Consider the following 24726-nt stretch of genomic DNA (forward strand, 5'->3'; position numbering starts at 1 on the left):
TCATTCTCCTTATGGTGTGTACTGAAGAGGACCCTTTGCCGGGTCAACCCACCATGTCGTCTCATGCGTCCAGGTATGCCAGCGCGTAGAGGCTTTCGATGAGTGCTCTCAGGCCTTGCGCCAGATGCTCCGGAGCGGTGTATTCGGCCGGATTGTGGCTGATGCCGAGGTGGCTTGGCACAAAGATCATCGCAGTGGAAAAGCGATCGGCCATGATCTGTGCGTCGTGCCCTGCTCCGCTGTGCATCATTCGGTAGGGGATGCCCTGCCGATCAAAGCGTTCCCGTATCAGTGCCACCAGCTTCTGACACATGGGCACCGGTTTGCTGCTCATGTAGTTTTCGATGTGGGCTTCCATGCCCAGCTCAGAAGCTGTGGCTTCCACGAGGTTCCGAACATCCTCAGCAAACTGGAGAATTACCTCACCGTCCGTGTGACGAACATCCAGACTGAACTGGACCTTAGCCGGTACGACATTGGAGGTATTGGGGTACACCTGGAGCATGCCCACCGTGGCGACCAGGGGATCACCATAGGCTTTGGCCCTGGCATTAATGCTTTCGATGATTCGTGCACTGGCGTACAGGGCATCCCGGCGATAGCTCATGGGAGTTGTGCCGGCATGGTTCGCCTGCCCTTCCAACGTGATGAACGATCGGTTCTGTCCCACAATGTGCTCAACAAGGCCGATGGGTACGTCCTCACTTTCCAACACGCCACCCTGCTCGATGTGCAGTTCGATGAACGCTTTGATGTCCTCACGGGGAGGGCCTTCGTCTTTAAAGCGGAACCCGGCATCCGTCATGACATCCTTGAAGGCATTGCCCTCACCGTCGGTCAGGTGTATGACTTCCGAGGGCTCAACGCGACCGGCGATGTTTTTGGAGCCCCAGAAGGTAAAGGGGAAACGGCTCCCTTCCTCTTCGGCCATGGATACGACCTCCAGGCTTTTCTTCGGCTGACCGAAAACACTGTTGAGATAGGCAATGGCAACCAGACCTGCTGCAATGCCGTACTGTCCGTCCAGTTTGCCGCCGCTCACCACGGTGTCGATGTGGGATCCGGTCAGGATGGTTTCGTCGGAACTTCCGGGCAGGTGGCCGAACAGGTTGCCCACCTCGTCATTGAATGTGACCAGGCCTTTCTCCCTAAATTTATCTTCCAGATATCTCTGGGCTTTTTTCCAATTGGAATCATACAGTAGCCGGGTGACGCCATTTTGGTCATCTCTGCCAAAATCAGCCAGTTCATCCAGAATCTTTATTACCTCATCGATGAGATCTTCTCTAATGACCAAACCAGTCTTCCTCCTTCAAGGTTGTTACCCCATTTCAGTTGAACAGGATGATGGAAATGTACTCAAGGGTCTCATCACCGATGGGTTCGATGGAATGAAAATCACCATCTCGACAGATGGCCATCTCGCCAGGATTCAGCTCAAAGATCGTTCCATTGTCACTGTATCTGGCTTTCCCCTTCAGAATGAAGTATGCTTCCTGGTCTCCGACATGCTGATGATATCCAATCGAATTTCCGGGTTCAATGATGGATTTCCCATAAAAACGGCCCTTGCCGAGAAAATCATCCTTTTCAAAAAAATTAACGATTTTGATCTCACCCTTGCCATCTTTATGTGCTACGCTCTTTTCTATTCGAAAATCATCTTGTTTTTTTATCATTTTTTACCTCCTTACTTTTCACTCTCATTCTAAAGGATTACATCCCAGTCACATATGACAAAGCTTAGCGGAATTTTTTATCCACAATGGCTAATGTACCGAAAATGAAATGGTTTAATATAGTAGTAGGTAGTTTATCGATGAATAGGAGAGAAATTAAAATGGGTTATAGAACGGATCTACTGAGCAGCAGATCAATCGTAAAGCATGGGGTTTATGCCCTGATCACCCCGGAGGGCCTGGTCAACAATGTGCTCCCGCATTTTGAGGATGTCAGCCTCAGTATCATCGCGTCGCCGAAAATGGGAGCAAGCTTTGTGGAATATCTGGTGGACTTCGCGCCAGGCGGCGGAAATCGCGAAGCCTTTGGTGGAGATGGGATCGAGACTTTTGTCTATGTCCTGAGCGGCAGTTTGGAAGTCCTGATCGAAGACGAAACCTTTCAGCTTGCAGATGAAGGCTATGCCTACTGTCCGCCGGACAAAGCCATGGTGATGACCAACAAATCATCCGGGCATACCAAGGCGATTCTCTACAAGCAGCGCTACATCCCGGCAAAAGGCGTCGGCCTGCCCTGGGTCGTGTCCAACCATGTCAGCAACCTGGAAGCGTATGACTATGACGAGATGGCGGATGTATCTATGTCCGACCTTCTGCCCAAAGCCATCGAGTTCGATATGAACTTCCATATTCTGAGCTTCCAGCCCGGTGGTTCCCACCCCTTCATCGAGACTCATGTACAGGAGCATGGCGCTTACCTGATCTCCGGTGAAGGAATGTACAATCTGAACAATGAGTGGATCCCTGTCAAAAAGCATGACTTCATCTGGATGGGGCCCTTCGTCCACCAGGCGACTTATGCCGTGGGCATGGAGCCTTTGACCTATGTATACTCAAAGGACTGCCATAGGGATCCGGAGATTTAGGAAAACCCGGGGAAATTCAGGAAATCCTGATGATTTAGGAAGTCGTTGCGAATTCATAGAAACAGCCTTTAACGAAAACCCGCCAATCCCCCCCATTAATGATTGGAAAACACCTGGCCGTCCTTTGTGACTGGATGCGACTCAGTCGGCATTCACCACAAAGGATTGGTCAGGTGTTTTTCCTGTTTCATATCATTGATTGATCAGCGGATCGGATCCACCAGCTTCAGGATCTTGATGCCCATCTCGATCTCCAGCATCTTATCCCGGTCTTCCAGATTCAGAGAAGTAATCTCCCGGATGCGACTCAGCCGGTACAGTACGGTCTTATAATGAACGAACAGCTTCTCCGAGGTCCGTACAGCATTGAGGTTCGACTCGAGATACCTCTCCAGGGTATCAATTAGCTCGTTGTTTTTATCCTTATCGTACTCCCGAAGCTTGAGGAGGCTCTCCGGTACAAAATTCACCAGCGATTCCCGGTCCTGAATGCTGCACAGGATTTTATACAGACCCAGTTCGTCGTAAATCACGGTATCGTTGTTCCTGAAGAGCCGGTCACCGAACTGCACCGCATCTTTGGCCTGGAAGTAGCTGTGTCCGATGTCTTTCAACGAAAGAGCCATTCCACCGATGCCGATGAGCACCGAGACCTTTCCCAGACGTTTGGTGACATTGTCCCGGACCTCTGCGCCAAATTTCTTCATTTCTGCATAGACATTCTTCAGCTGAGCATTCGGAGCAACTGGCCAGAATACGATCAGCTCCTCTCCCTTGATCAAGGAGATGTGATCCTTAATGAAAAAAAAGGCAATGCGGTCGATGATGCCCTTCACGGTTTCACGGGATTCCATCAGCCACTCCGTCAGAGCATCCCGCTCAGGCTCCTGGGACTGGATCTTGACCACCGCGATGAGATAGGGCTTGTGCAGATCCCAGCCCAAGATATTGCCCCGGTCGTAGATGTCCCGCTCGCACTGGTAGCGCTGATGGACGATGTCATCCAGAAGTTCTCCTTTGTAGCGCAGCTGAGATTCATTGACTGCCGTATCTTTGAGGACCTCCAGACGCAGGGTGTTGGCTGCGGTTTCCAGTGCAATGTAATCCAGTTCCTTAAGGGGTCCCACTATTTCGATGATCCCGAGATAAGCCCGCACCTTGCCGACGACCTCGATGGGCTGGATGGTCAGATGATAAATACCGGCGGGATCCTGAAACTGGACATCCATTGAAAAGATGGGATTCCCCTCATAAACCATACGACGCAGGTTCTTTTCGACGATATTCAGCTCAGAAAACCGCTCATCACTGGATGACAGTACCCGCATCTCCGTATCGAAAATCAAAACCGGCTGCTCGATAAACTCCGCCAGAGTCCTTGAAATTGAGTCAATCCCCTTCATGGCCAGTGACAGCTGGTTGAAGCGGATGTGACAGGTCTTATAGTAGTTCAGGCGGACGACCTGATCATTTAATAGATACTCCATAACCGGATACAGTATGTCGATGTATTTGACCTCCGGCGGAATTTCCAGGAGAGGAAAGCCCAGCTCATTCGCTCTGTCGATGACCGGTCTGGCCAGCACCGGATACAAGTCTGAGACCTTGACGACCAGACCGGCCGCCCCGTTTCTGGACAGATCGGAGATCATCCGAATCTGCGTCGAGACATCATTCTCAATGGAATAAAAGCTCGTCAGCAATAGTTCCCCGCCCTTGATCCAGTTGGCAATATCCGGCCGTTCGACGATGGTGATTCCGCTCACGAGGGTGTTCTCCATATTTTCCATGCCTGAATGGATCCTGGCCTTGGCGAAGCAGTCCATATTCAATATTTGTGCCAGTAGTATTCCCATGCTGATCCTCCTTACCAGGAATGAATCTCCTCTTGGTATTTTATCACGGGGCGACCTGAAAGTCTGTGAACTGATTAAGTAATTATGCAGGAATCGTCTTGCTGGGAGGCTGGGAGGAATCGGTGCCATGCCAGCGCGCCGGACTGGATGATCCGGTGTCCGCAACTGGGCAGAATCATGAGATAGCGGCTGGTGCCAAGGGATTTATTCTTCCCTGTATGGTGAACTTTCCCAGGCTCTCATCCATTCAGACGCTGGATGAGCAGGATGTTATCCCGTCGTTCCATTTGATCAGTCATTCAGAACGATTAGTAATAAACCAGAATTCCATTCATTTTATGCACCTCAAATGGGATACCATCGGGATATCGCAACAACAGATCATTACAAGTTCCCGAGGAAGTTCTGAATATGCTCGAACACTTAGGACTCCGGAGAATAAAAAACCCTGGAAAAATACCCCGCTGACCAGGGCTCTCCCCTCCCTTCCACCCGTTCAGAGACGACGTCTGCCAGTACAGACAGAGCCTTAGATGGTGCTATAATTGGGGAGATTAATCAACGTGTAATGGAGGAAAAACCATGCTTATCAAGAATGCAAAAGTACTCACAATGGAAGGATCCCAAGAAGTCTACGAGGATCTTGCCATCCTGGTGGAGGACGGCCGGATCAAAGCTGTTGGCAGAGATCTCGAGGAGACGGGGGCCATCCTCGATGCCAAAGGTGCCATTCTGATGCCAGGATTCATCGATGCCCATTGTCACCTGGGCATGTGGGAGGACGCCTTGGGCTTTGAAGGAGATGATGGCAATGAAATGACCAACCCGATCACCCCGGAGCTCAGGGCGATCGATGCCATCAATCCCATGGATCGAAACTTTTCCGAGGCGATCAAGGGAGGCGTTCTGACCGTCTGTACCGGTCCCGGCTCAGCCAATGTCATGGGTGGTACATTCTGCGTTATGAAGACCTGCGGCCACCGTGTGGATGATATGCTCATTAAAGAGGCTGCTGCCATGAAGATCGCCTTCGGCGAAAACCCCAAAAGGGTCTACCGCGGTAAGGATAAAACCCCATCCACCCGAATGGCAACAGCCGCTGAGCTGAGAAAGGTTCTTTTCGAAGCCAGGGAATATTATGACGGCAGGCAACTGGCAGATGAAAGCAAACGACCGAAATTCGACCTGAAACTTGAATCCTTACTGCCCGTCATGGAGGGAAAGATGCCGTTAAAGGCACATGCTCATCGGGCCGATGACATATTCACAGCCCTTCGAATCGCCAGAGAGTTCAACCTGAAGCTGACCCTTGAGCACGTCACCGAAGGCCACCTGATCGCCGACGACCTGGCTGCAGAAGGCGTACCCTGCATCGTCGGTCCCAGCTTCGGCGACCGCTCCAAGGTCGAGTTGAAGAACAAGAGCTTCGTGACTCCCGGAAAGCTGGCAGCAGCTGGTATCAATGTGGCCATTATGACGGATCATCCGGTGATCCCCATCGAGCACCTCAATATGACAGCAGCGTATTGCGTGAAAGAAGGCATGGATCACTACGAGGCACTGAAAGCCCTGACCATCAATCCAGCGAGGATTCTGGAAGTAGATGACCGCATTGGTTCCATCAAGGCAGGCAAGGACGCGGATCTGGTCCTCTGGAACGGAGATCCGCTGGACATTTCCAGCTCTGTCCAGTTAGCTATGGTCAACGGGAAGGTCGTCTACGAGAAGGACATCCCAATATCAGCCGGAAAGCAGTCTTAAAGGAATTGCAGTCGCTATAAAAAGCGGATCTGGCATATTATCGAATAAACTGATTTCCAAAATCACGACAAAGAAAATCCTTGAATTCCAAGGATTTTCGTCTTTTGGGGCTCGATTATATTTCGTTCATCTTTTCGGATTCTCGGATTTTCTGGGTATTTCTGTTTTCCAATCATTCTGAAGTTTATCTTCCAGTGACCATACAAGCTTTCTATACCGCTCAAACCGTTCTTTTCCTTCCAATACCAGAATGGTCATGATCATATCAATGACTGAAAACACAGCTGTCAGTGAGTTAAAGTAGATGGGATGCTCCGTATTTACGATGATTGAGTTCATTTCATCCAGATAAATAGGTGAATCAATCCGATCCGTGATGGTAATGGTATTGGCATGGACTGATTTTAAATAGTCCATGATGTTGATCGTGTGCCTGGAATAATATGGAAATGAAAAGACAAAAACCAGGTCTTCCTTGTCTGTGTTCACCAGATCGAACATGACATCAAATTCATCCATGGTATTCACTACAGAATTATTAAAGCCGATGGTTTTTAGACGCAATTCCATGAACTTGGCTGCCACATGGGAAACCTTGTGTCCATATATATGGATTGTTTTAGCTTTTTTAATTCTTTCCACCACTGAAAACAGCAAGCCGGGATCGATGGCCTCATACGTATTACGGATTCTTTCAATTTCCTTGTATCGGTATTCTTCATAAATCTGGAACTTATTCGTCAATCCCTTCATCTCAAGGTCATTTTTTATACTGATACCGACGATGTTGGTGATATGCGCCTGCAGGCTTTTCTTAATGTCGGAATAGTTTGACAATCCAAGTTTTTTTGAAAAATTCAGAATCGTAACTTCCGAAACGGAAACATTTTGGGCCAGTTCTTTAAGAGATAGAAAACAAGCTTTTTCTATATTATTCATCAGATAATCCGCGATTTTCTTCTGAGTTTTCGTCAGCGTATCATAGTTTTCCTGCATTGACTCCAAAATATTCATCTTCGTTTCCTTTCTATCACCGTAAAATCTATCAGACAGATGGTTAATTTACTGATCTGTTATCTCCTGAAAAATCCAGATATCGACAGCTAATATTATTCAAGGTCTGGATCTCCAGCAATTTCCACGGCATCTATTGGAAAGTATCCCTGCACTTTAATTCTTTATTGAGCATCATGATCTTACCCCCGCTGATCACTGCGCTGATCTCAAGCGTTTCGGCCTCCAATAAAACGATGTCTGCATCATTTCCTGGGAGTAACTGACCCTTCAGGGGCAAATTCAGTACTTTGGAAGGATTCACCGTGATGGCTTTCAGGGCTTGGGACATTTCGACACCATGATTAATAACGCTTTCCCTGACAGTCTTAAATAAGCTGTCTGAAAGTCCTAAGCCCATTCCCCTGAAGTTCCTGTTCTCATCGAACTGCGGCATGCTTCCCTGTCCATCAGACGTCATGGTGATTCGGTCAACCGGTGCTCCACTGTCTAGAAGAATTTTGAAGGCCTGGGCGCTGGTGATAGAGTTTCTCTGAGGCGATGGAATCAGCGAAGTGGTAATATCGACGTATCCGCCTGCTTTAGCGTAGGATGCTGCCTCATTGAGCAGCTTCTCGTTTCTTGCGATATGAGTTGGATAGAATTGAGTAATCGGTATTTCCGTTTCATTTATGACCTCAAGAATCTGTGATAATCCTTTTGAGCCGTCGCCCATATGGCAGTTGACCACCCCCGCTTTTCTGGACAAGATCCCTCCCACTCTTGCTTCAGACCCTATCCGGGCTATTTCATGCAAATTCGGCGAGGAGCTCCTGTGATCTGAAATCGCAACTTCGCCAACTCCGATCACAGGATCCAGAAGCATGATGTCCGAAATTACTGATCCTGTGAGTGTTCGGATCGGAACCTGGTAGGAGCCGGTATAGCAGTATGCAGATACCCCCTCTTCTCTGAGGGAGTATACTTTGGCAATCAGATTCTCCATGGTTCTGGTTATTCCATCGGTGCCGAGGCAACCCACTACCGTGGTGACGCCGGATTTGACCAGTGTCGTCATTTTGAGCTCCGGAGTTCTCGTTTTAAAGCCACCTTCGCCGCCTCCGCCCAGAATATGAACGTGCCCGTCAATAAATCCTGGAACCGCCAGGAGATTGCTACATTCAATTTCAGTAATTTCAAGATTGCCTGTGTCGAATTCCTCTTCGCGGATTGATTCAATGGTATTACCTGCAATGAGGATATTTCTCCGACCGATATGGTCCGGAGTAAAAGCATCAGCATTTTTTAAAAGTATCATATTTACCTTCTCGAAGGCAACAACAAATCACAGCTGTACCTTGCAGCTCCTTAATCTGAAGTTACTTCCCAACTCCTGCTTCAGTTTTCAGTGGCACTTTCTTAAATGCTTCGATAAAATCGACGATGTAGGCGGCGGTTGTATCGAGCATTTCATTCCCCCATTCTACAGTCGCGGTATTAGGATGATCGGGTCCGATCCATCCGCTGTCCGTGATATCTGTAACAAGTCTTGGGATATGTATGTTAACTCCTTTGAATATGCTGGTATTGAATCCGGATGCCTTGATCTCCGTTGTCAGGTCATGCATTTCCAGGGGGCCTCCAATTTCAGTTTTATCCACAAGGTTCTCGTTAATAGCCAGGATTGCTGCGGTTTCCTCGCCGCCGCCATGACCACCCTTCCAAGCCGGATTCATGTCCCAGGCCATAAGCCACCAGTTCAGCTGTGCCATGAGTGCTCCCTTTCTTCTCAGATCAAAGCCCACCTGATCCAGACTTTTCATATTTCCGCCATGACCGTTTAGTATAATGAAATGTCTGGCTCCATGGCGATACAGCTCATTGCATACTTGTGACATCAGCTGATACAGAAGCTCATTTCCCAGATTGATGGTTCCCGGATATTCCTTCAGTGAGTCACAGGCTCCGAAGGGCAGAACCGGAAGCATCAGCACATCTGACTTCTGCTCAATTTTCTCCATTAAAAAAGTTGGTATGAGCATATCTGTACCCAGGGGCATATGCCTTCCATGGGATTCACAGCTGCCGATTCCGATGAGGACCGTGTCATTATTCCGGAAATAATCTTCAATAACCGGCCATCTGGTATTCTCAAGTCTCATTTTTGATCTCCCTTTTTGTTTTAATTGATGTAATTTCATGAAAATTAAAGATTTATATAAAAATTACATTCATAACAAAATATTATTATTCAGTCATCGGATTCGCTCGATCCGGTTTTATCAAATTTCTAACATAATGTCCGGGAAAACTGCCACGTCGGATTTGAGGCTGACACAGCAGTTTTCCGGATATTATCTGTCAAAGTTCCTGTGGTCTGTAATATTGTTATTTTGCGACCGTTACGTTCTCAAGTTTGTGATAACCGATGGGATCCGGAACAAATCCTTGAATCTGCTTGCTGGCTCCAACTGTAATTGCAGTGTAGAAAACAGGTCCGTAGGGAGATTCTTCTTGAAGGATGTCTTCAAGCTGTGCGTAGAACTGTTTTCTCTGAGCTTCATCTATGGTATACCGGCCCTTGTTAATCAGCTCATCCGCCTGTGAATTGTTGAAGAAGGATCTGTTGCCAGCTCTTCCAGCTTGTGTGGAGTGTGCAAGGGAGAAGTAGGTGTAATCGGCATCAAGCGTTGAAGTTATCCATCCCATATAAGCCATGTCATGTTCACCATTGGAGGTGCTATCAATGAACTTTCCGAATTCAGTTACTTCTACTTCACAGTTGATTCCCACCTGCTGCAGCATGGCAGCAATGGCCTGAGATACTTCCACCCGGATCTGTGCGTCATTGACTGAAAGCTTTATGTTGATTCCGTTGGCATAGCCTGCATCGGCAAGGAGTTTTTTCGCCAGTTCCGGATCATAGGAATACGATGCATCGTCGGCATATCCGAATACTTTGGGAGCTATGAGATCCCCTGCGGGAATTCCGTTGCCGTAAAGGATGGTATCGATGATGGTCTGAGAGTCAATCGCATGGCGGATGGCCTGACGGACAAGCTTATTGTCAAAAGGTGCTTTTTTCGTATTAAACGCGAGGTAGAAACAGGTCAGTGGATCCGCCTCATAATAAACCAGATTGGAATTGTCCTTGATCTTCTGTACGTCATTAGCCTGAACATCGTAAACCAGGTCTAATTCTCCGGTTTCCAGTGCTATGGTTCTCTGAGCCGCTTCCGGAATGACTTTCATTACCAAGTTCTTTGTTTTAGCCGGACCTGCATAATATTCATCAAAACGTTCTAGTTTTGTGGAATCTCCCTGTTTCCATTCAACCAGCTTATATGGGCCGGAACCAATGGGTTTCGTCGCGAACTCTTTTCCTTCGTTCTTCATTTTTTCTGCATAAGCTTTCGGAATGATGGCGGAAAATGGCACAGCAAGGTTTCTCAGAATCGGTGCATAAGCCTCTTTGGTTTTTACCGTAACGGTGTAAGGATCATCTACCTTGACGGTGTCAATGAAGTTGACGATATAAGAAACTGCGGCAGATGCAATAGCTCGATCCAAGGAATATTTGACATCTTCCGCAGTAAGCTCGGTGCCGTCATGGAATTTGATTCCTTTTCTGATTTTAAATATGGTTGTTACGTTATCCGGCTGTGTCCAGGATTCGGCGATCTGCCCCACTACTTTTCCGGTTTCATCTAGTTGTGTCAGTGTGTCGAAGATGTGGTTTGTTACCTGAACCGCATAGGTTTCCTTGCCCGTGTGCGGGTCAAATGAAGTGACGTCGGATCCCTGCCCCCAGGTTATGGTATCCGTAGCTACTCCTGCCTGGGTAGTGTTGCCCGCCTGAGTAGTGCTTCCCCCTTGAGTTCCACTCGCTGTCGTCGATGTTGAAGTTGATGTGCAAGCTGTTACCACCATGCTTGCTGTCATAACCAGTCCTACAAGAATATTAATCTTCTTTTTCATTTCTTTCCCTCCTGATGATCATCATTTGTATTTTCATATAAAATACATGCTACAAAATGGTCTTGCCCGACTTCCTTAAGCTTAAAATCTCTGCCGGTGCATTCTGGTTTTGCGTAAAGGCAGCGTTTGGCGAATCGGCATCCTGGCTCCGGTTCGATGGGTGATGTCAGTTCTCCCTTCAAGGTGATCTGGTTAACCGGAAGATCCGGATTCGGAATCGGAATTGCGGACAGAAGCGCTTTGGTATATGGGTGAAGCGGATTCCGGAACAATTCGTCGGCCTTGCATTTTTCCACCATCATCCCCAGGTACATTACGGCGATTTCATCAGATAAATGCTTCACTACCGAAAGATCGTGAGTAATAAAAATCAGCGTCAGTCCCAGTTTTTCCTGGATGTCCTGCAACAGGTTAAGAATCTGGGCCTGAATCGATACGTCCAAAGCCGAAACAGGCTCATCGCACACAATCAGCTTTGGCTTGAGAGCCAGAGCTCGCGCGATTCCTATTCTCTGTCTCCTGCCCCCATCCAGTTCATGGGGATAGGAATTGATCAGGCGTTCCGCCAGTCCAACCAGCTCCATTAGCTTCAGGACTTCAGCCTTGATTTTGTCCACTTCATTTTTCTTGAATACTTTCTGAATGAGCAGCGGTTCTGCAAGGGTCTCATATATTGTCATTCTGGGATTCAGCGATGCAAAGGGATCCTGGAAAATGATCTGCATATCCCGTCTTTTCTTTTTCATCAGATCCGAGGATAAAGCAAGAATATCCTCCCCATCAAACAGTACTTCCCCAGAAGTAGGTTCATGCAGTCTCAGAATCGCTCTTCCCATGGTTGATTTGCCGCAGCCGGATTCTCCAACCACTCCGAGTGTTTTTCCCCGATAGACTTTGAAGCTTACACCATCCACCGCATGAAGCATCCCGGATGTTGTTTCAAAATATTTCTTAAGATCCCTGACTTCGAGAATCGGCACATTTTTATCAATTGTTGAACTATTCTCCATCACCATTTCCTCCCTCCGGCAATTTCAGCCCAATGATGACACCTTACGTCATGTCGCTCCGAAATGGTTTCCAGGTCCGGGAGCTTTGTCTCGCAGATATCTGTTTTATATGGACACCTTGCTGCGAATTTACATCCCGCCGGTAGATTGGAAGGATCCGGCATAAGTCCACTGATTGATTGAAGCCTGTTCACCTTTTTTTCCAGCGACGGGATGGAGGCCATGAGCCCCAGAGTATAGGGGTGCTTCATCTCATGGAATATCTCCCGGACTGATCCGTACTCGACAATTTCACCCGCGTAGATGACAGCAACATCATCGCAGTTCTGAGCTACTACCCCTAGATCATGTGTGATAAGCAGCATGGCTGTATTCAGTTTCTTTTTCAGATCGGTGATCATCCGCAGAACCTGTGCCTGAATGGTGACGTCCAGAGCTGTCGTCGGTTCATCAGCGATCAGCAGTTTTGGTTTGCAGGCAAGAGCAATTGCGATGATAACCCTCTGCTTCATTCCTCCGGAGAATTGATGAGGATAGTTATTGGCTCTTTCGGCCGGGATTCCTACAAGTTCCAGACTTTCCAGGACTTTTTTCCAGGATTCCTCGGGAGATAGCTTGTTATGGGCGTCAATAACCTCCTGAATCTGCTTTCCTACAGTCATAACCGGATTCAAGGACGTCATGGGGTCCTGAAATATCATTGATATATCGAATCCTCTGATTCCGCGGATTTCCACATCGGTCATCCCAATCAGATCTTTGCCATTATAAAGTACCTGGCCCTGCACAATTTTGCCCGGAGGAGACTGAATCAGTCGGATGATCCCCTTTGCCAGTGTGGTCTTTCCGGCTCCTGTCTCTCCGACCAGTCCCAGTGTTTTGCCTTCACCGATGCTAAAACTTACATCATTGAGGGCGTGTACGACACCATCATCGGTTCTGTACTCTATGACAAGGTTTTTAACTTCCAGTAATTCACTCAATTTAGCTACCTCACTTCTTCATTTTGGGGTCAAGAGCATCCCTGAGACCGTCACCCATCAGATTCAGTGAAAGGATGGTGAGCATAATGGCAAGTCCGGGTATCACGGTGATGTGCCAAGCATCCCTCATATAGGTTCTGGCATTGGACAGCATGGTTCCCCATTCGGGTGTCGGGGGCTGAATTCCTAGACCAAGGAAGGAAAGTCCCGCAATGTTCAGCAGCGCACCGGCAGTACCCATGGTTGCCTGAACAATAATGGGAGACATGGCGTTGGGAATGATGTATTTCACGATTTTTCTGAAGTCGGTCGCGCCCAGTGCAGTGGCAGCTTCAATGAACTCCTGGTCCTTGATGGTGAGGATTGCCGCCCGAACGATTCGCGCGAAGGTTGGAACTGTGGATATGGCGATAGCGATCAAAACGTTAACCAGACTCGTTCCCAGCGCTGCCACAATGGCGGTCGCCAGAAGCATGGGAGGGATGGCCAGGAGGATATCCATAGCTCTCATAATGATATTGTCTGTTCTTTTTCCGTAATATCCTGCAATTGCTCCTAAGAAGCCTCCTACCAGGACACTGAATAAAATTGAAATCACACTCATGAACAGAGAATATCTTACTCCCCAGATGATTCTCAAAAACATGTCTCTGCCGAATTCATCCAATCCGAAGATGTGCTCGCCGCTGGGTGATTTCAGTCGAAGCCTTAAGTTCTGATTTACAACATTCTGCTGATAAAATTTATTGTCCGTAGCAAAATCAATGATGATGGTGGCGAACGCCAAAAGAACCAAAATCAGAAGGAAGATCATTGAAATAACAGCCAGCTTGTTTTTAAGGAACCTTCTCCAGGCTTCCTGCCAGAGTGACCTTTGTTTTTTCTGTGCAGCGACTTTTGTATTGGTATAATTCATATCAATTTCTGCCATTATTGATTCACCTTGGATACCTTTCTAATCTGAACTTTTTGGAATTGTGATTTGATTCTCGGATCCACAAATGCATAAACTATATCCACCAGAAGATTTACGAGAGAAAAGGTTACTGCCATGAAAATGACACAGCCCAGAACTATGGGAATATCCTTGGACTTAATGGATTCAACCATCAATCTTCCAAGACCAGGCCATGAAAAAACTGTTTCTGTAAGCATCGCTCCACCCAACAGCACTCCAAACTGAAGACCAACCGAAGTCACGATGGGAATCAAAGCGTTACGCAGCATGTGGCGGGTAGTGACCTGAGCTTCCATAATACCCTTGGATCGCGCAGTTGCTATGTAATCCTGATTAATTACATCCAGCATCGAGGATCTGGTCATTCTGGCGATGGTCGCCGCATTATGGGTACACAAAGTGAATGCTGGCAATATCAGGCTTTTTATCAGAGGAACAAATCCCTTGCCCATCCCCTGAGAGGGCAACCACCCCAGATTGAGTGAAAAAATCATTACCAGGATGAGTCCCAGCCAGAAGGTAGGCATGGAAACCCCCAGCATTGTCAGAAGGGTTGCGGAGTAGTCCATGGCGGAATACTGTTTCTTGGCGGAAATGATTCCCACCGGTATTCCAACCGCCAGAGCCAGTGCGATGCTAGCTAAGGCAAGAATCATGGTTGCTGGAAATCGTTCCAGTACCATAGGCAATACTGCAAGATGATTTCGATAGGAAAATCCAAGGTCACCTTTTAAAGCATTGAATAAAAATTGAAAGTATCTGATGAAAATTGGCTGATTCAGACCTAATTGCTCTCTCATTGCCTCAATACTGGATTCGGTCGCTCCATCACCTAGAATTATTGAAGCCGGATCGCCTGGTGTCATAGATAAAATAAAGTAGACGATAAACGTCACTCCTAAAAGCACAGGAATCATCATGAGTAACCGTCGAAATATGTACTTGTGCATTTCCAATTCCCCCAAATTTCTTTGATATAACCGATTGTATCACAATCTATACCTCAAATAATTATGTATACATCAATTTGCGTACGATTTGTAATCATTCATTATTTTTAAAGTGAAAACTAAAAAAATGATTAATTTTTATGTATAATAAAGGAGATGTGTAAATTTTTTACACTCCGATATACAGATTGCTATCCAACTAACGAAATTTTCAACAATAGACAATCTGAAATCATCGGTTAGTGGATACACATTTAAATCCCAAGTGCGGAAGAGGAGATTTTTCGGATGGTTGGTGGAATTTTTAAAGTAGAAAATAAAGTTTTTCAGGATAACATGTTGGTGGATCAGTTGAAAAAGGACGGTGACATCCGGTTTTTGATGTCCGGGCGCTGCGCCATCAGCCAGTGTCTGCGGGATAACCTAGTAAAGGGAGGAGTAAAAAGAGCTTATGTACCCGTCTATACCTGCGAGACTGTCCTGGCTCCGTTTGAGCAGCTAGGCTTTGAATTGAGTTTTTATGATGTAGATAGAAAGCTGAAACCGATCTTTGACCGTGATCTGCTGAAGTCTTCTCCCATCGTTCTTTTCACCGGATATTACGGGTTTCTCACATATTCGGAAAGTGATGTGCAGACAGTGAAGCGTAACGGACACTGTGTTATGCAGGATATAACTCACACTTTATTGAATGACGAACCATATTCGCCTTCCGCGGATTACATCGCCGGCAGTTTCAGAAAATGGATCGGAGTAGCTTCGGGAGGAATTGCGATTAAAAAAAATGGTCCGTTCACGGCGAATCCGATCCCGCAACATGAAAAACATCTTTTGCTGAGGCGGCAGGCTCTTCAGATGGCATCTGAAAATCAGTCTTTGGATGCTACCGACCAGGTGTTCTGGAACGGCGAACTGCTTCTGAGAGAAATTTTTGAAAATCAGGAGAGCGACCGGGAGTCCATTCAGGTCATCACTGGTTTCAACACTCCGAATGTCGTCAAAAAAAGAAGAGAAAACTTCAGCTATCTGACCTCGAAGCTAAAAACACTGAAGGATATCGAGCTGGTCTTCCCCGAGCTGGTTCCCGGAGTAACGCCTTCTCACTTGTCGATTTACTCGAAATACAGAGATGAGCTAAAGATTTTTCTGAGAGAAAATGAGATCAAGACCACCGTGTACTGGCCGACAGGGCCTTCAATACCAAAAAACCAGACATTTCAGGCAGAATACATCTTCAGTAATATTCTTTCCCTTCCCATCGACCAGAGGTATTCTTTCCCGGAAATGGACATAATCTTCGAGAAAATCGCAGAATTTTTTCAAACAAAAAAGCTAATTACACCTTAGGTTCCTTACGGAAAACATCGGAATCCGGAATAAACCAGGTTCTCTAAAACTTTCTTTCCCATAAATGGGAAGAAAATAGTATCTCGTCTTGATCACACGATAAAAACCATTGCAGCATCCAGTCCGAATAAGATCCCCCGTTAAAAACCTCAAACCCTTGGATTACCAAGGGTTTGAGGTTTTTTTCTTATTACCATTCAACTCAAACTTATAACATTTATATATTATTCATTCACCGGTATAAATCCGCTTCTACTTCCTCTGAGCCTTACGAAGTACTGTTCTTATTTAGGTTGTCCTCTAAACTAACTTCGCATCCGAATAGCCTCGTTAGCATCCCGTCCATAAGGATGATTTGGCATCAGACTTCTGTTGATGGATGTGGAAGATTCGAAAGCTGTCGGATAGATCACGTGCAGAATATTGCCTTGTTCATGCAGGAATGAGAAAAGCGCCAGCCAGTAATGGCCGGTGGCTTCCATCCCGATGCAGAAGGTTTCATCCTGCGGGAGTCGATCCTTAATCAACTGAATGAGTTTCTCAAAGCCCTCCTGGGTGTTTGTGAAGCACAGAGACTTGCCCATATGGCTACCATCCTCCCTGATGAAACCTACTTCATGGTTATTCTTGCCGATGTCAATGCCCATATAGTACATAGAACACCTCTCTAACCAAGATTTACAGGGTGAACCCACACGCTCCGGCGGCTCACAACCTCCTTGGACAAACGGAGAAGGCCCATAGGTCTCAACATCTGCTCATTCATGAACTGCCGCAAGAGGTGAGGCGCCACTCTCCTCAACGAGGAAGAACCTCAAGGAATTTTGCGGCGATACTCTCTCTGCACGCTTATATAATGGCAGTTAATTGCAGTTACGATAAACCAATTAGCTACTACAACAATATTCCAGGAGGAAGAATTGGAATACGATGGGTTTCTCATCAATAGTGGAATAAACTAGACTTCTTCCTGATCGTTTTCTTCCAGCCTGACATAGTTAACAAGCGAACCCAGCTTCTCGATTTCGACTTCAACTACATCCCCGTCCTTCAGCCATAGCTGATCTTTTATTTGATCAGGCTGGCAGCAGACCACTCCAGCTGGAGTACCCGTGAGAAAGATATCCCCTGGTCGCAGCGTGAAAAATTTGGATACTCCACTGATGAGTTCAGGCACTTTGAAAATCATGTCGGCAGTTGATGAACTCTGCCGTAATTCCCCGTTCACCCAGGTTTTCAGACTCAATGCATTCGGATCAGAAATCTCATCTGCGGTTACAATCCAAGGTCCGATGGGAGCAAACGTATCGCAGGTTTTCCCTGGCAGCCAGGATGGCGTCAGGTTCTGAAAGTCCCGGCAGGTGAGGTCATTGGTATTGCAGTAACCCAGTACATAGTCCATCGCATCTTCTTCTGCAATCATTCGTCCCGTTTTTCCGATAATAACTGCCAGTTCCCCTTCATAGTCCAGATTCCTGGTATTGACCGGTATCAGTACGTTTCCCCGATGAGGAGCCGCTGTTTCCGAGTACTTGCTGAAGATTCTCGGGAAATCTGGTTTTGGCAGACCGCAGACATCAAGGTAACTGTAGTAGTTCAAGCCAATCCCAATTATTTTATTGGGTTTGGGAACGCACGGTGCGTAAGTGATCTCTGCTTCCTCTGCATATACGCCTTTGCTGCCAATGCTCTCTACATAATCAGCCAGTTGTTTCAACGGTTTCCGGTCATCTACAAGGATTTCACTCAGCTGGCCTGGAACGCCTTCTTCGGGAAATAACTTCAGTGTATCACTAATGTCCAAAATCCCTTGTTCCAGTCTAACGCCCAAATGGGTTTCACCTCGTGTGTAAAAAGAAACGAGTTTCATATATGTCCTCCCCCGTTAATACATTAACTTTCTGGATAAAATTTATACTAATAATAAATTTCTTGATATAATATTAACATTTTTAGCTGAGGGGAACATTCTCTCTCTACCACTTTCATAGTTCGGCAAGTATTAATGACCCGATTTAATTGTATCATCTTCTTAATCGTCCTTATTCTCTCATTCATTCGAATTATTCTAATAAAATTATGAGAATGCCATATAGTAATACGGTTACAAATGAATAATAATACTGCTAAATCTTCCTGTGAACCGAACCAGGCAGGCCCGGCAAAGGCAGTGAACTTCCGCCAAACTACCTCATCCTATAAAAACAGTGCATCCTGGAGCTCCCTGGAGAGTTGAAATTTCCCAAGCTTGTGCTTTTCGGTTCCCCGATGCTGGGTGCTCGAACCCTTCCAACCCAAAATGCCCGTCAAGGCAACATCAGGACCTTCGCTTTGCCTGTCCTTTGCCGATCCAACCAGGTTCCCTTAACAAGAAATCCGCGCTGGGCATTGATGAAGCAGATCCGCGGCAGTACGGTGCTGATCTGATCAATCCCCTCAGACATGGATTCTTTTGAGACTGGTGACGCGGACAGAACGATGTTGGGTGTGATCCTGAACATGGTCAGCTGCATGGCCTGAAGAATGAACAAGGATGAGTTTCTGCAGCAGAGGCAAGAACCTCATCCTACTTCAAAGCGCTCCACACCACTTCCTTCAATACAGGCAAAACATCGCTGTCAAACCACGGATTTCGTAACAACCAACCTACGTTTAAGGGGGAAGGATGAACGAGCGGAAAATAATCCGGCAGATATTGTTGAAAGCTCCTGACCGTTTCGGTCAGGTTTTTCTCCCTTCGGCTTCCCAGATAGTATTTTTGCGCATAATTCCCGATGAGGATCAAGGTTTCAAGATGGGGCATAGCTTCCAGAAGCTGCGGATGCCATGCTTCGGCAAATCCTTTGCGCGGAGGCAGGTCTCCTGATTTCGCTTTTCCCGGATAGTAAAAATCCATGGGTATGTGAGCAATCCGGTCCGATTCATAGAAGACTTCCCGAGACAGCCCCATCCACTCTCGCAGACGGTCTCCGCTGAAATCATTCCAGACCATCCCGGATTCTTCTGCCTTTCGTCCGGGGGCCTGTCCCACGATGGCAATGCGGGCGTTCTCCGAGGCCTGAAACAATGGCTCAATCCCTTTGCCGGTAAATATCTGATTGTCTTTATGAGCCATCATTTGGTGTTTGATGGCATCAAATGTTGACATGGTGCCCCCCCTGTTTGATCAAATTCTGAATCGATCTCATCGATCCTTTCAATCCCGGAAGATTCAGAGTCTGATGATCGTTCTAATCCCATGGTATCATTCTTTGGTTTGGCCATTATCTCATTAAAATATTGTTCAAAGGATCTTCAGTTCATGGAGAGTGGACCGGTTTTTCCCTGGTTTCTGATCCCTGTCATTTAGTCACTGGCTTGCGATCCAATGAAATTATCACTGCAACCCACTGATGATTTGCCCATAACAGAGGATATTTGAAGATTGATGAGGTTGCCGGTATGGTAATATGGAATTATATCAACAACAACGAGGTGGAAACATGATTTCAAGTCTGGAAATCCCCCGCGAGGCCGTACGGCTCTCTCTGACGACCCGTGAAGAAGAAAAGGATATGATCCGCAGAATTGAAGAGATGGGCGGTCGGGCAGCCGCGGTGAACATCGGCGGGAATATCGCCAACAGTCTGCCCAAGATCATGGAAAGTGCACTGGTTGCGTCGCGTCGCGCCGGCCTGATTGAGCAGGACTACGCTTCGGAAGGGGCAGTCATGGGAGCCACCCGGGACGCGCTGTTCCAAATCCTCGAGCGCTCGAACAATCTGAATGTCGGCGGCAAAATCGGTCTGATCCGACTCGGTAACGATATCGCAGTCTGTATCTACGTCAGCATCGGACTGCTCCATCTCAATGAGTTTGCCATCGGCATCGGTCACCGCACCTTTGCCAGTCTGAACCATTAATCTTTTCTGAACTATCTACGCGTGCAGGAGCCCCAGGCTCCTGCATTTTTATGCGATTTAAGAGAATCAACTTGTAGTTGTTTACATTCTCGACATAAATGACGATTCAATAAATCCAACGCCTGTTCCTTCATTATCCATTTAAAAATACCGATCAGGAAATGTCAGTCTAATATAATAATCTGTCACACTTCGCCAAATATAATTTGCAATCCAATAAATTAATGGGTATAATCATGTCATTATCAAAATTTAATAACGAACGAAAGTTCAGGAGGACGGTAGTATGGTAGCAAAAAAGATCCTCGCAGCAGGACTGGTGGCTGCAACGGTAGGCATGGTCGGGTGCCAGAAGAGCACATCAGAGGTGACCAGTATTGGCATCAATCAGTTTATGGTCCATGCAGCTCTGGACGCATCAAGACAGGGATTTCTGGATGCGCTGAAGGAAGCCGGTTATGAGGATGGAAAAAATATTAAAGTAGAGTACAAGAACGCTCAGGGCGAGCAGCCCACGGCGCTGGCAATCTCCCAGGATTTTGTCAATTCGAAGAAGGATCTGATCTTCGCGATCGCCACGCCCAGTGCGCAGGCATCCTACAACGCGACAAAAGAAATCCCCGTCATTATCACAGCCGTGACCGATCCGGTAGATGCCGGAATCGCCAAATCCTTTGAAAAATCTGAAACAAATGTCACCGGGACTTCCGATGGGGTGCCCATCGGTCCGCAGCTGGACATTCTGGCCAAAGTACTCCCGCAGGCCAAGACGATTGGCGTTATTTACAACACGTCAGAGGCCAACTCCATCCTTCAGGTCAAGCTGCTCAAGGAAGCCGCTGCCGGCAAGGGCCTGACAATCCGGGAAGTCGGCGTCACCAGCCTGAATGACGTGAGCAGTGTTCTGCCCACCGCCCTGGAAGAAATCGATGTGCTCTACACGCCCACGGACAACACGGTGGCATCCGCCTATTCTCTCATTGTAAAAATGGCCAATGATCAGAAAGTGCCCGTCTTCTGCGCAGAAGATGCCGGTGTCAAAGCCGGAGGGCTGATCTCCGCCGGTCTGGATTACTACCAGCTGGGCAAGGAAACCGGATCGATGGCAGTCCAGCTCATTCAGGGCAAGAAACCCCAGGAACTGCCCATTTCTACGATGAAGAACCCGCTCATTGTCATCAACGAGGAAGCGGCTTCGACCCTTGGCGTCACCTTCCCCCAGGAGATCCTGGAGAACGCAAAGAAAGTGACAGATTTAAAATAGGTCGCTCGGTCATCCAGCTCAGCACCTGGAGGCAGACTAACCCTAATATCCATCAAAGAAACTTTGGCAGGAATCCGGCTGGATTCCTGCCTTCTGAAGAAGCCGGGGCAACCGTCGAGTCGACTGTCCCGGTCTCAAGAAAACCGGTGTCCATATCCGGAACATGATGGACAGGAAGAACAGGAGGACGGTAGTATGGTAAAAATAAGGAACATAATCATGCAGCACCTCACCGGAGAGTACTTCGCGGGCACCTGCAACAACAATAGCGAACTCCAGCGGCTCATCACTAAGAGTACAGCCACGTCACCGGGACTGGTGTTGCCGGCTTATGCCCCGGCAAGGGAGGGTGCCCAATCATGAACATCCTCATCAGTATCCTGGAACAGGGACTGCTCTTCGCCATCTCGGTCATGGGCATCTACATCACCTATAAGATCATGAACTTCGCGGACCTATCTATGGATGGAACGTATCCTCTGGGTGGAGCCGTGGCCGGCCTGCTACTGATGAACGGAGTAAATCCGTGGATTGCCACTTTGATCGCCGCAGCGGCCGGAGCCCTGGGCGGCTCCATCACCGGTCTGATCCATACCAAACTGAAAATCAACGGTCTGATGGCGGGAATCCTCGTGATGTTCGGCCTCTACTCAGTGAATCTTCGCATCATGGGAAAATCCAATATTCCGCTCTTCAATTCGGCCAGTGTCTTTGATCTGCCCGAGCTGAAGGTGGCTGGTACGAATCTGACTCCGCTGCTGCTCCTATGCAGCGTGGTCCTCGTGATCCGGCTGGGCTTTGAAGTATTTTTCAAGACCCGCACCGGTTTTTTCCTGCGAGCCGTAGGTGACAATGAAGAGATCCTGACATCCCTGGCCGCTGATAGCCATGCCATCAAAATTCTGGGACTGGCCCTGGCTAACTTTCTGGTTGGCCTGTCCGGTGCCCTGACAGCCCAGTACCAGGGCTTCGCCGATGTCGGCATGGGAACCGGAAGTGCTGTCACTGCCCTGGCCGCAGTCATCATCGGCACCGCGCTGCTAAAGCGCCTGGATCTGGCCATGAGCACCATTGCCATTATCGGAGCTATCCTGTATAAAGCCATCCTGGTTGTCGTACTTCGTTTCGGCCTTGATCCCAACGACTTTAAGCTGGCTACAGCCGTAGCAGTCATCATCGCCATGGGATCCTCCTATGGGTCCTTCCAGTTCCGGCATCGCGCAAAAAAAGCCTCACGGGTGAAAGGAGTTGATGAGAGTGCTCAACCTCAGAGAGCTGTCACTCACGTTTAATCCCCAGACACCCCTGGAGAATAAAGTCATCCGAAGCCTGAACCTGACCGTCCGACAGGGGGATTTCATCACTCTGCTGGGCTCCAACGGCGCCGGCAAATCAACCCTGCTCAACTTAATCTCCGGAGCATACCTGCCCGATGAGGGCGAGATTCTCCTCGAGGGCCGGGACATCACCGGACTTAAGGCGCATCAGCGAGCCCCTTTCATCGGCCGAGTCCATCAGGATCCTCGGCTGTCCGTCTCACCGAATATGACATTGCTGGAGAACCTTTCCCTGGCCGACGCCAAAGGATCCAGCTTCAGCCTGAAGCGGGCCATCGATCTGAAACGCGTCCAGGATTACCGGGACCATCTGAAGAGCCTTGGACTGGGACTGGAGGACAAGCTGAATACACGGATCGGCTTGCTCTCAGGCGGCCAGCGCCAGGCTGTAGCGCTGTACATGGCGATCATGAAGCGCCCGAAACTGCTGCTCCTGGATGAGCACACTGCGGCGTTGGATCCCAAAACGTCAGAGCTCATCATGAAAGTCACGGATGATCTTATTCGGGAAGAAAAGCTCACCAGCCTCATGGTAACGCACAATATGCAGCACGCCCTGAAATATGGCAACCGTCTCATCATGATGCATGAAGGTACCATAGTCGAAGACATCCGGGGTCAGGAAAAAGCCTCACTGACCGCCGAAGATGTCATCCGCATGTTCAAAACCAAGGGCGATGCCCTGGATGACCGCCTGGTGCTGGGGATGTGATCCTTCGAGGAAGCACCTGAAATAACCAGGCAGGATGAAACCCTGATTATCGTTCTTTCGAACGACGATCAGGGTTTCATCCTATTTACTTCCTGTAGGCTAAGCCCGCAAAGATCATTCCAGAAGAATGGATCTGAAATCCTGGACCTCCCGGCTCAAATCCGACCAGAGAATGGATTGGTCATGCTTCTCCCATCGCTCAAACATCCGCCTAATTTTGTGGTCCTTGAGGAACTCCTGATCTTTCTCCCACGAGTACCCAAAATCAATGTGAGGGTAACGGACCGTCAGATACGCGAACAGATAAATGACATTCGGCTTGAGTTTCTCCACATCCCTGGTTTCCTTGTTGGACAGGTGCGGGATAATCCAAAGCGCCCTGTTCCTGTCCACCGTATTTACGAAGAGACAGTTGAATGCTGACGAACGAGACCACATTTCATCTACAAACAACCAGGCAGTTTCTCTGAGATCGACGACATAAAACCAGTTTTTATTGAGCATGAACAGATGATCAGCGTATACATAGGATTCAATTCCAGGCAGTCGTAAATCAGCATTCTTCTTTAAATCATACACATCAAAACCCGGCGGAAAATGATTCTTCAAGATGCGATATGATTTAAAAAACTCCCGGTAATAATTCATTCCCTGCATCAGTACAACAAGTCCAGTTACCTCCAGGCCCAAGACGATTATAACCATCCATCGTTCCGAGTGAAAAATAAAAAAACCAGCCATTAATAAGAAACACAACAACCCAAAGAGCAGTCGAAATTTTTGAATCTTATAGCAGCTGTAAAAATATTCCCTGTTGATTGGATCTTTCAACATCAAAATCCCCCTCGTATCCATATCTTTTTCGTTCCCAGCTCCGTTTTCCCGGTGGACTCTGACATGCATTGCCATACTTATTGAATGGGACTGCTCGAAATGGCATCTTCCTTGCAATGTAATCAAGCAGACGCTTGACTCATGCTGACCGTCCTTTGCCGGCCGACTCAGAAAGACTGATCGATGCTCTGCAGCTATCGCCACGGGGCTTGCCCTTAATCAGCTTATTGCTTCAT

The 24726-nt window shown here is 47.7% G+C and carries 23 protein-coding genes; 7 read left to right on the plus strand and 16 right to left on the minus strand.

All coding sequences use genetic code 11. From position 1 onward, the window contains the following. Positions 1–61 precede the first annotated feature (61 nt). Positions 62–1297 (minus strand): allantoate deiminase, encoded by a 1236-nt coding sequence (allC, locus tag NQU17_09755; GenBank protein UUM10947.1) that lies wholly within the window; start codon positions 1295–1297, stop codon positions 62–64. A gap of 34 nt (positions 1298–1331) precedes the next feature. Next, a complete protein-coding gene (locus NQU17_09760) occupies positions 1332–1679 on the minus strand; it encodes a cupin domain-containing protein (protein UUM10948.1) in 348 nt (115 codons plus the stop codon). A gap of 161 nt (positions 1680–1840) precedes the next feature. Here NQU17_09760 and allE point away from each other — a divergent pair, with 161 nt between their 5' ends. Continuing rightward, positions 1841–2605, plus strand: a complete 765-nt coding sequence (gene allE / locus NQU17_09765) for a (S)-ureidoglycine aminohydrolase (GenBank protein ID UUM10949.1) — start codon at positions 1841–1843, stop codon at positions 2603–2605. Between the two features lie 203 nt (positions 2606–2808). On the opposite strand, the gene NQU17_09770 is transcribed toward allE, so the two are convergent. Further along, a complete protein-coding gene (locus NQU17_09770; GenBank protein UUM10950.1) occupies positions 2809–4461 on the minus strand; it encodes a PucR family transcriptional regulator ligand-binding domain-containing protein in 1653 nt (550 codons plus the stop codon). A gap of 582 nt (positions 4462–5043) precedes the next feature. On the opposite strand from NQU17_09770, the gene NQU17_09775 reads away from it, so the two are divergent. Then, positions 5044–6222, plus strand: coding sequence for an amidohydrolase (locus tag NQU17_09775; GenBank protein UUM10951.1), 1179 nt, complete (start codon positions 5044–5046; stop codon positions 6220–6222). 126 nt (positions 6223–6348) lie between these two features. Here NQU17_09775 and NQU17_09780 read toward each other — a convergent pair whose 3' ends face one another. From NQU17_09780 to NQU17_09815, 8 genes are all read right to left on the minus strand, one after another. Continuing rightward, complete coding sequence (locus NQU17_09780; GenBank protein ID UUM10952.1) at positions 6349–7236, minus strand: MurR/RpiR family transcriptional regulator; 888 nt, start codon at positions 7234–7236, stop codon at positions 6349–6351. Between the two features lie 133 nt (positions 7237–7369). Then, the gene (gene iadA / locus NQU17_09785) at positions 7370–8533 is read right to left on the minus strand and encodes a beta-aspartyl-peptidase (protein UUM10953.1); all 1164 of its coding nucleotides are present in this window, start codon (positions 8531–8533) and stop codon (positions 7370–7372) included. A gap of 61 nt (positions 8534–8594) precedes the next feature. Further along, complete coding sequence (locus NQU17_09790; GenBank protein ID UUM10954.1) at positions 8595–9377, minus strand: creatininase family protein; 783 nt, start codon at positions 9375–9377, stop codon at positions 8595–8597. A gap of 226 nt (positions 9378–9603) precedes the next feature. Beyond that, the gene (locus NQU17_09795; GenBank protein ID UUM10955.1) at positions 9604–11193 is read right to left on the minus strand and encodes an ABC transporter substrate-binding protein; all 1590 of its coding nucleotides are present in this window, start codon (positions 11191–11193) and stop codon (positions 9604–9606) included. Next, on the minus strand, positions 11190–12203 hold the full coding sequence (locus NQU17_09800) for an ATP-binding cassette domain-containing protein (protein UUM10956.1): 1014 nt from the start codon (positions 12201–12203) through the stop codon (positions 11190–11192). Before NQU17_09800 ends, NQU17_09795 begins: the two co-directional genes overlap by 4 nt. Further along, on the minus strand, positions 12203–13186 hold the full coding sequence (locus NQU17_09805) for an ABC transporter ATP-binding protein (protein UUM10957.1): 984 nt from the start codon (positions 13184–13186) through the stop codon (positions 12203–12205). The genes NQU17_09800 and NQU17_09805 overlap by 1 nt, the downstream gene beginning before the upstream one ends. Positions 13187–13196: 10 nt before the next feature. Next, entirely contained in the window at positions 13197–14117 is a 921-nt protein-coding gene (locus NQU17_09810) for an ABC transporter permease (GenBank protein UUM10958.1), read from the minus strand. Then, positions 14117–15094 (minus strand): ABC transporter permease, encoded by a 978-nt coding sequence (locus NQU17_09815; GenBank protein UUM10959.1) that lies wholly within the window; start codon positions 15092–15094, stop codon positions 14117–14119. The genes NQU17_09810 and NQU17_09815 overlap by 1 nt, the downstream gene beginning before the upstream one ends. Positions 15095–15382: 288 nt before the next feature. On the opposite strand from NQU17_09815, the gene NQU17_09820 reads away from it, so the two are divergent. Continuing rightward, complete coding sequence (locus tag NQU17_09820; GenBank protein ID UUM10960.1) at positions 15383–16441, plus strand: DegT/DnrJ/EryC1/StrS aminotransferase; 1059 nt, start codon at positions 15383–15385, stop codon at positions 16439–16441. A 305-nt stretch (positions 16442–16746) separates the two neighbouring features. On the opposite strand, the gene NQU17_09825 is transcribed toward NQU17_09820, so the two are convergent. The 4 genes from NQU17_09825 to NQU17_09840 all read right to left on the minus strand — a co-directional run bounded on the left by NQU17_09825 (position 16747) and on the right by NQU17_09840 (position 19589). Next, entirely contained in the window at positions 16747–17097 is a 351-nt protein-coding gene (locus NQU17_09825; GenBank protein UUM10961.1) for an IS110 family transposase, read from the minus strand. A 302-nt stretch (positions 17098–17399) separates the two neighbouring features. Continuing rightward, positions 17400–18311: a fumarylacetoacetate hydrolase family protein gene (locus NQU17_09830; GenBank protein ID UUM10962.1), complete on the minus strand. Its 912-nt coding sequence runs from the start codon at positions 18309–18311 to the stop codon at positions 17400–17402. A gap of 436 nt (positions 18312–18747) precedes the next feature. After that, a complete protein-coding gene (locus tag NQU17_09835; GenBank protein ID UUM10963.1) occupies positions 18748–18954 on the minus strand; it encodes a hypothetical protein in 207 nt (68 codons plus the stop codon). Between the two features lie 53 nt (positions 18955–19007). After that, positions 19008–19589 (minus strand): uracil-DNA glycosylase family protein, encoded by a 582-nt coding sequence (locus NQU17_09840; GenBank protein UUM10964.1) that lies wholly within the window; start codon positions 19587–19589, stop codon positions 19008–19010. Positions 19590–19923: 334 nt separating this feature from the next. On the opposite strand from NQU17_09840, the gene NQU17_09845 reads away from it, so the two are divergent. The 4 genes from NQU17_09845 (at position 19924) to NQU17_09860 (ending at position 23656) form a co-directional block, all read left to right on the plus strand. After that, positions 19924–20343: a HutP family protein gene (locus NQU17_09845; GenBank protein ID UUM10965.1), complete on the plus strand. Its 420-nt coding sequence runs from the start codon at positions 19924–19926 to the stop codon at positions 20341–20343. A 286-nt stretch (positions 20344–20629) separates the two neighbouring features. Then, the gene (locus NQU17_09850; GenBank protein ID UUM10966.1) at positions 20630–21607 is read left to right on the plus strand and encodes an ABC transporter substrate-binding protein; all 978 of its coding nucleotides are present in this window, start codon (positions 20630–20632) and stop codon (positions 21605–21607) included. Positions 21608–21966: 359 nt separating this feature from the next. Beyond that, positions 21967–22899 (plus strand): ABC transporter permease, encoded by a 933-nt coding sequence (locus tag NQU17_09855; protein ID UUM10967.1) that lies wholly within the window; start codon positions 21967–21969, stop codon positions 22897–22899. Continuing rightward, a complete protein-coding gene (locus NQU17_09860; protein ID UUM10968.1) occupies positions 22859–23656 on the plus strand; it encodes an ATP-binding cassette domain-containing protein in 798 nt (265 codons plus the stop codon). Before NQU17_09855 ends, NQU17_09860 begins: the two co-directional genes overlap by 41 nt. Before the next feature lie 114 nt (positions 23657–23770). Here the strand turns inward: NQU17_09860 and NQU17_09865 are convergent, their stop codons facing one another. Then, the gene (locus NQU17_09865; protein ID UUM10969.1) at positions 23771–24616 is read right to left on the minus strand and encodes a hypothetical protein; all 846 of its coding nucleotides are present in this window, start codon (positions 24614–24616) and stop codon (positions 23771–23773) included. Positions 24617–24726: the final 110 nt, after the last annotated feature.

It is taken from the genome of Clostridiaceae bacterium HFYG-1003 (genome assembly GCA_024579835.1).
Taxonomy (GTDB): domain Bacteria; phylum Bacillota; class Clostridia; order Clostridiales; family Clostridiaceae; genus JG1575.

Bases quoted from the DNA above. Each gene is read 5' to 3' on its own strand.
- iadA (UUM10953.1), bottom strand. From the start codon at position 8,533: ATGATACTTTTAAAAAATGCTGATGCTTTTACTCCGGACCATATCGGT.
- NQU17_09835 (UUM10963.1), bottom strand. From the start codon at position 18,954: ATGCAGCTGACCATGTTCAGGATCACACCCAACATCGTTCTGTCCGCG.
- NQU17_09830 (UUM10962.1), bottom strand. From the start codon at position 18,311: ATGAAACTCGTTTCTTTTTACACACGAGGTGAAACCCATTTGGGCGTT.
- NQU17_09770 (UUM10950.1), bottom strand. From the start codon at position 4,461: ATGGGAATACTACTGGCACAAATATTGAATATGGACTGCTTCGCCAAG.
- NQU17_09855 (UUM10967.1), top strand. From the start codon at position 21,967: ATGAACATCCTCATCAGTATCCTGGAACAGGGACTGCTCTTCGCCATC.
- NQU17_09795 (UUM10955.1), bottom strand. From the start codon at position 11,193: ATGAAAAAGAAGATTAATATTCTTGTAGGACTGGTTATGACAGCAAGC.
- NQU17_09800 (UUM10956.1), bottom strand. From the start codon at position 12,203: ATGGAGAATAGTTCAACAATTGATAAAAATGTGCCGATTCTCGAAGTC.
- NQU17_09845 (UUM10965.1), top strand. From the start codon at position 19,924: ATGATTTCAAGTCTGGAAATCCCCCGCGAGGCCGTACGGCTCTCTCTG.
- NQU17_09820 (UUM10960.1), top strand. From the start codon at position 15,383: ATGGTTGGTGGAATTTTTAAAGTAGAAAATAAAGTTTTTCAGGATAAC.
- NQU17_09840 (UUM10964.1), bottom strand. From the start codon at position 19,589: ATGTCAACATTTGATGCCATCAAACACCAAATGATGGCTCATAAAGAC.
- NQU17_09775 (UUM10951.1), top strand. From the start codon at position 5,044: ATGCTTATCAAGAATGCAAAAGTACTCACAATGGAAGGATCCCAAGAA.
- allE (UUM10949.1), top strand. From the start codon at position 1,841: ATGGGTTATAGAACGGATCTACTGAGCAGCAGATCAATCGTAAAGCAT.
- NQU17_09790 (UUM10954.1), bottom strand. From the start codon at position 9,377: ATGAGACTTGAGAATACCAGATGGCCGGTTATTGAAGATTATTTCCGG.
- NQU17_09825 (UUM10961.1), bottom strand. From the start codon at position 17,097: ATGTACTATATGGGCATTGACATCGGCAAGAATAACCATGAAGTAGGT.
- NQU17_09780 (UUM10952.1), bottom strand. From the start codon at position 7,236: ATGAATATTTTGGAGTCAATGCAGGAAAACTATGATACGCTGACGAAA.
- NQU17_09850 (UUM10966.1), top strand. From the start codon at position 20,630: ATGGTAGCAAAAAAGATCCTCGCAGCAGGACTGGTGGCTGCAACGGTA.
- NQU17_09810 (UUM10958.1), bottom strand. From the start codon at position 14,117: ATGGCAGAAATTGATATGAATTATACCAATACAAAAGTCGCTGCACAG.
- NQU17_09815 (UUM10959.1), bottom strand. From the start codon at position 15,094: ATGCACAAGTACATATTTCGACGGTTACTCATGATGATTCCTGTGCTT.
- NQU17_09860 (UUM10968.1), top strand. From the start codon at position 22,859: ATGAGAGTGCTCAACCTCAGAGAGCTGTCACTCACGTTTAATCCCCAG.
- NQU17_09760 (UUM10948.1), bottom strand. From the start codon at position 1,679: ATGATAAAAAAACAAGATGATTTTCGAATAGAAAAGAGCGTAGCACAT.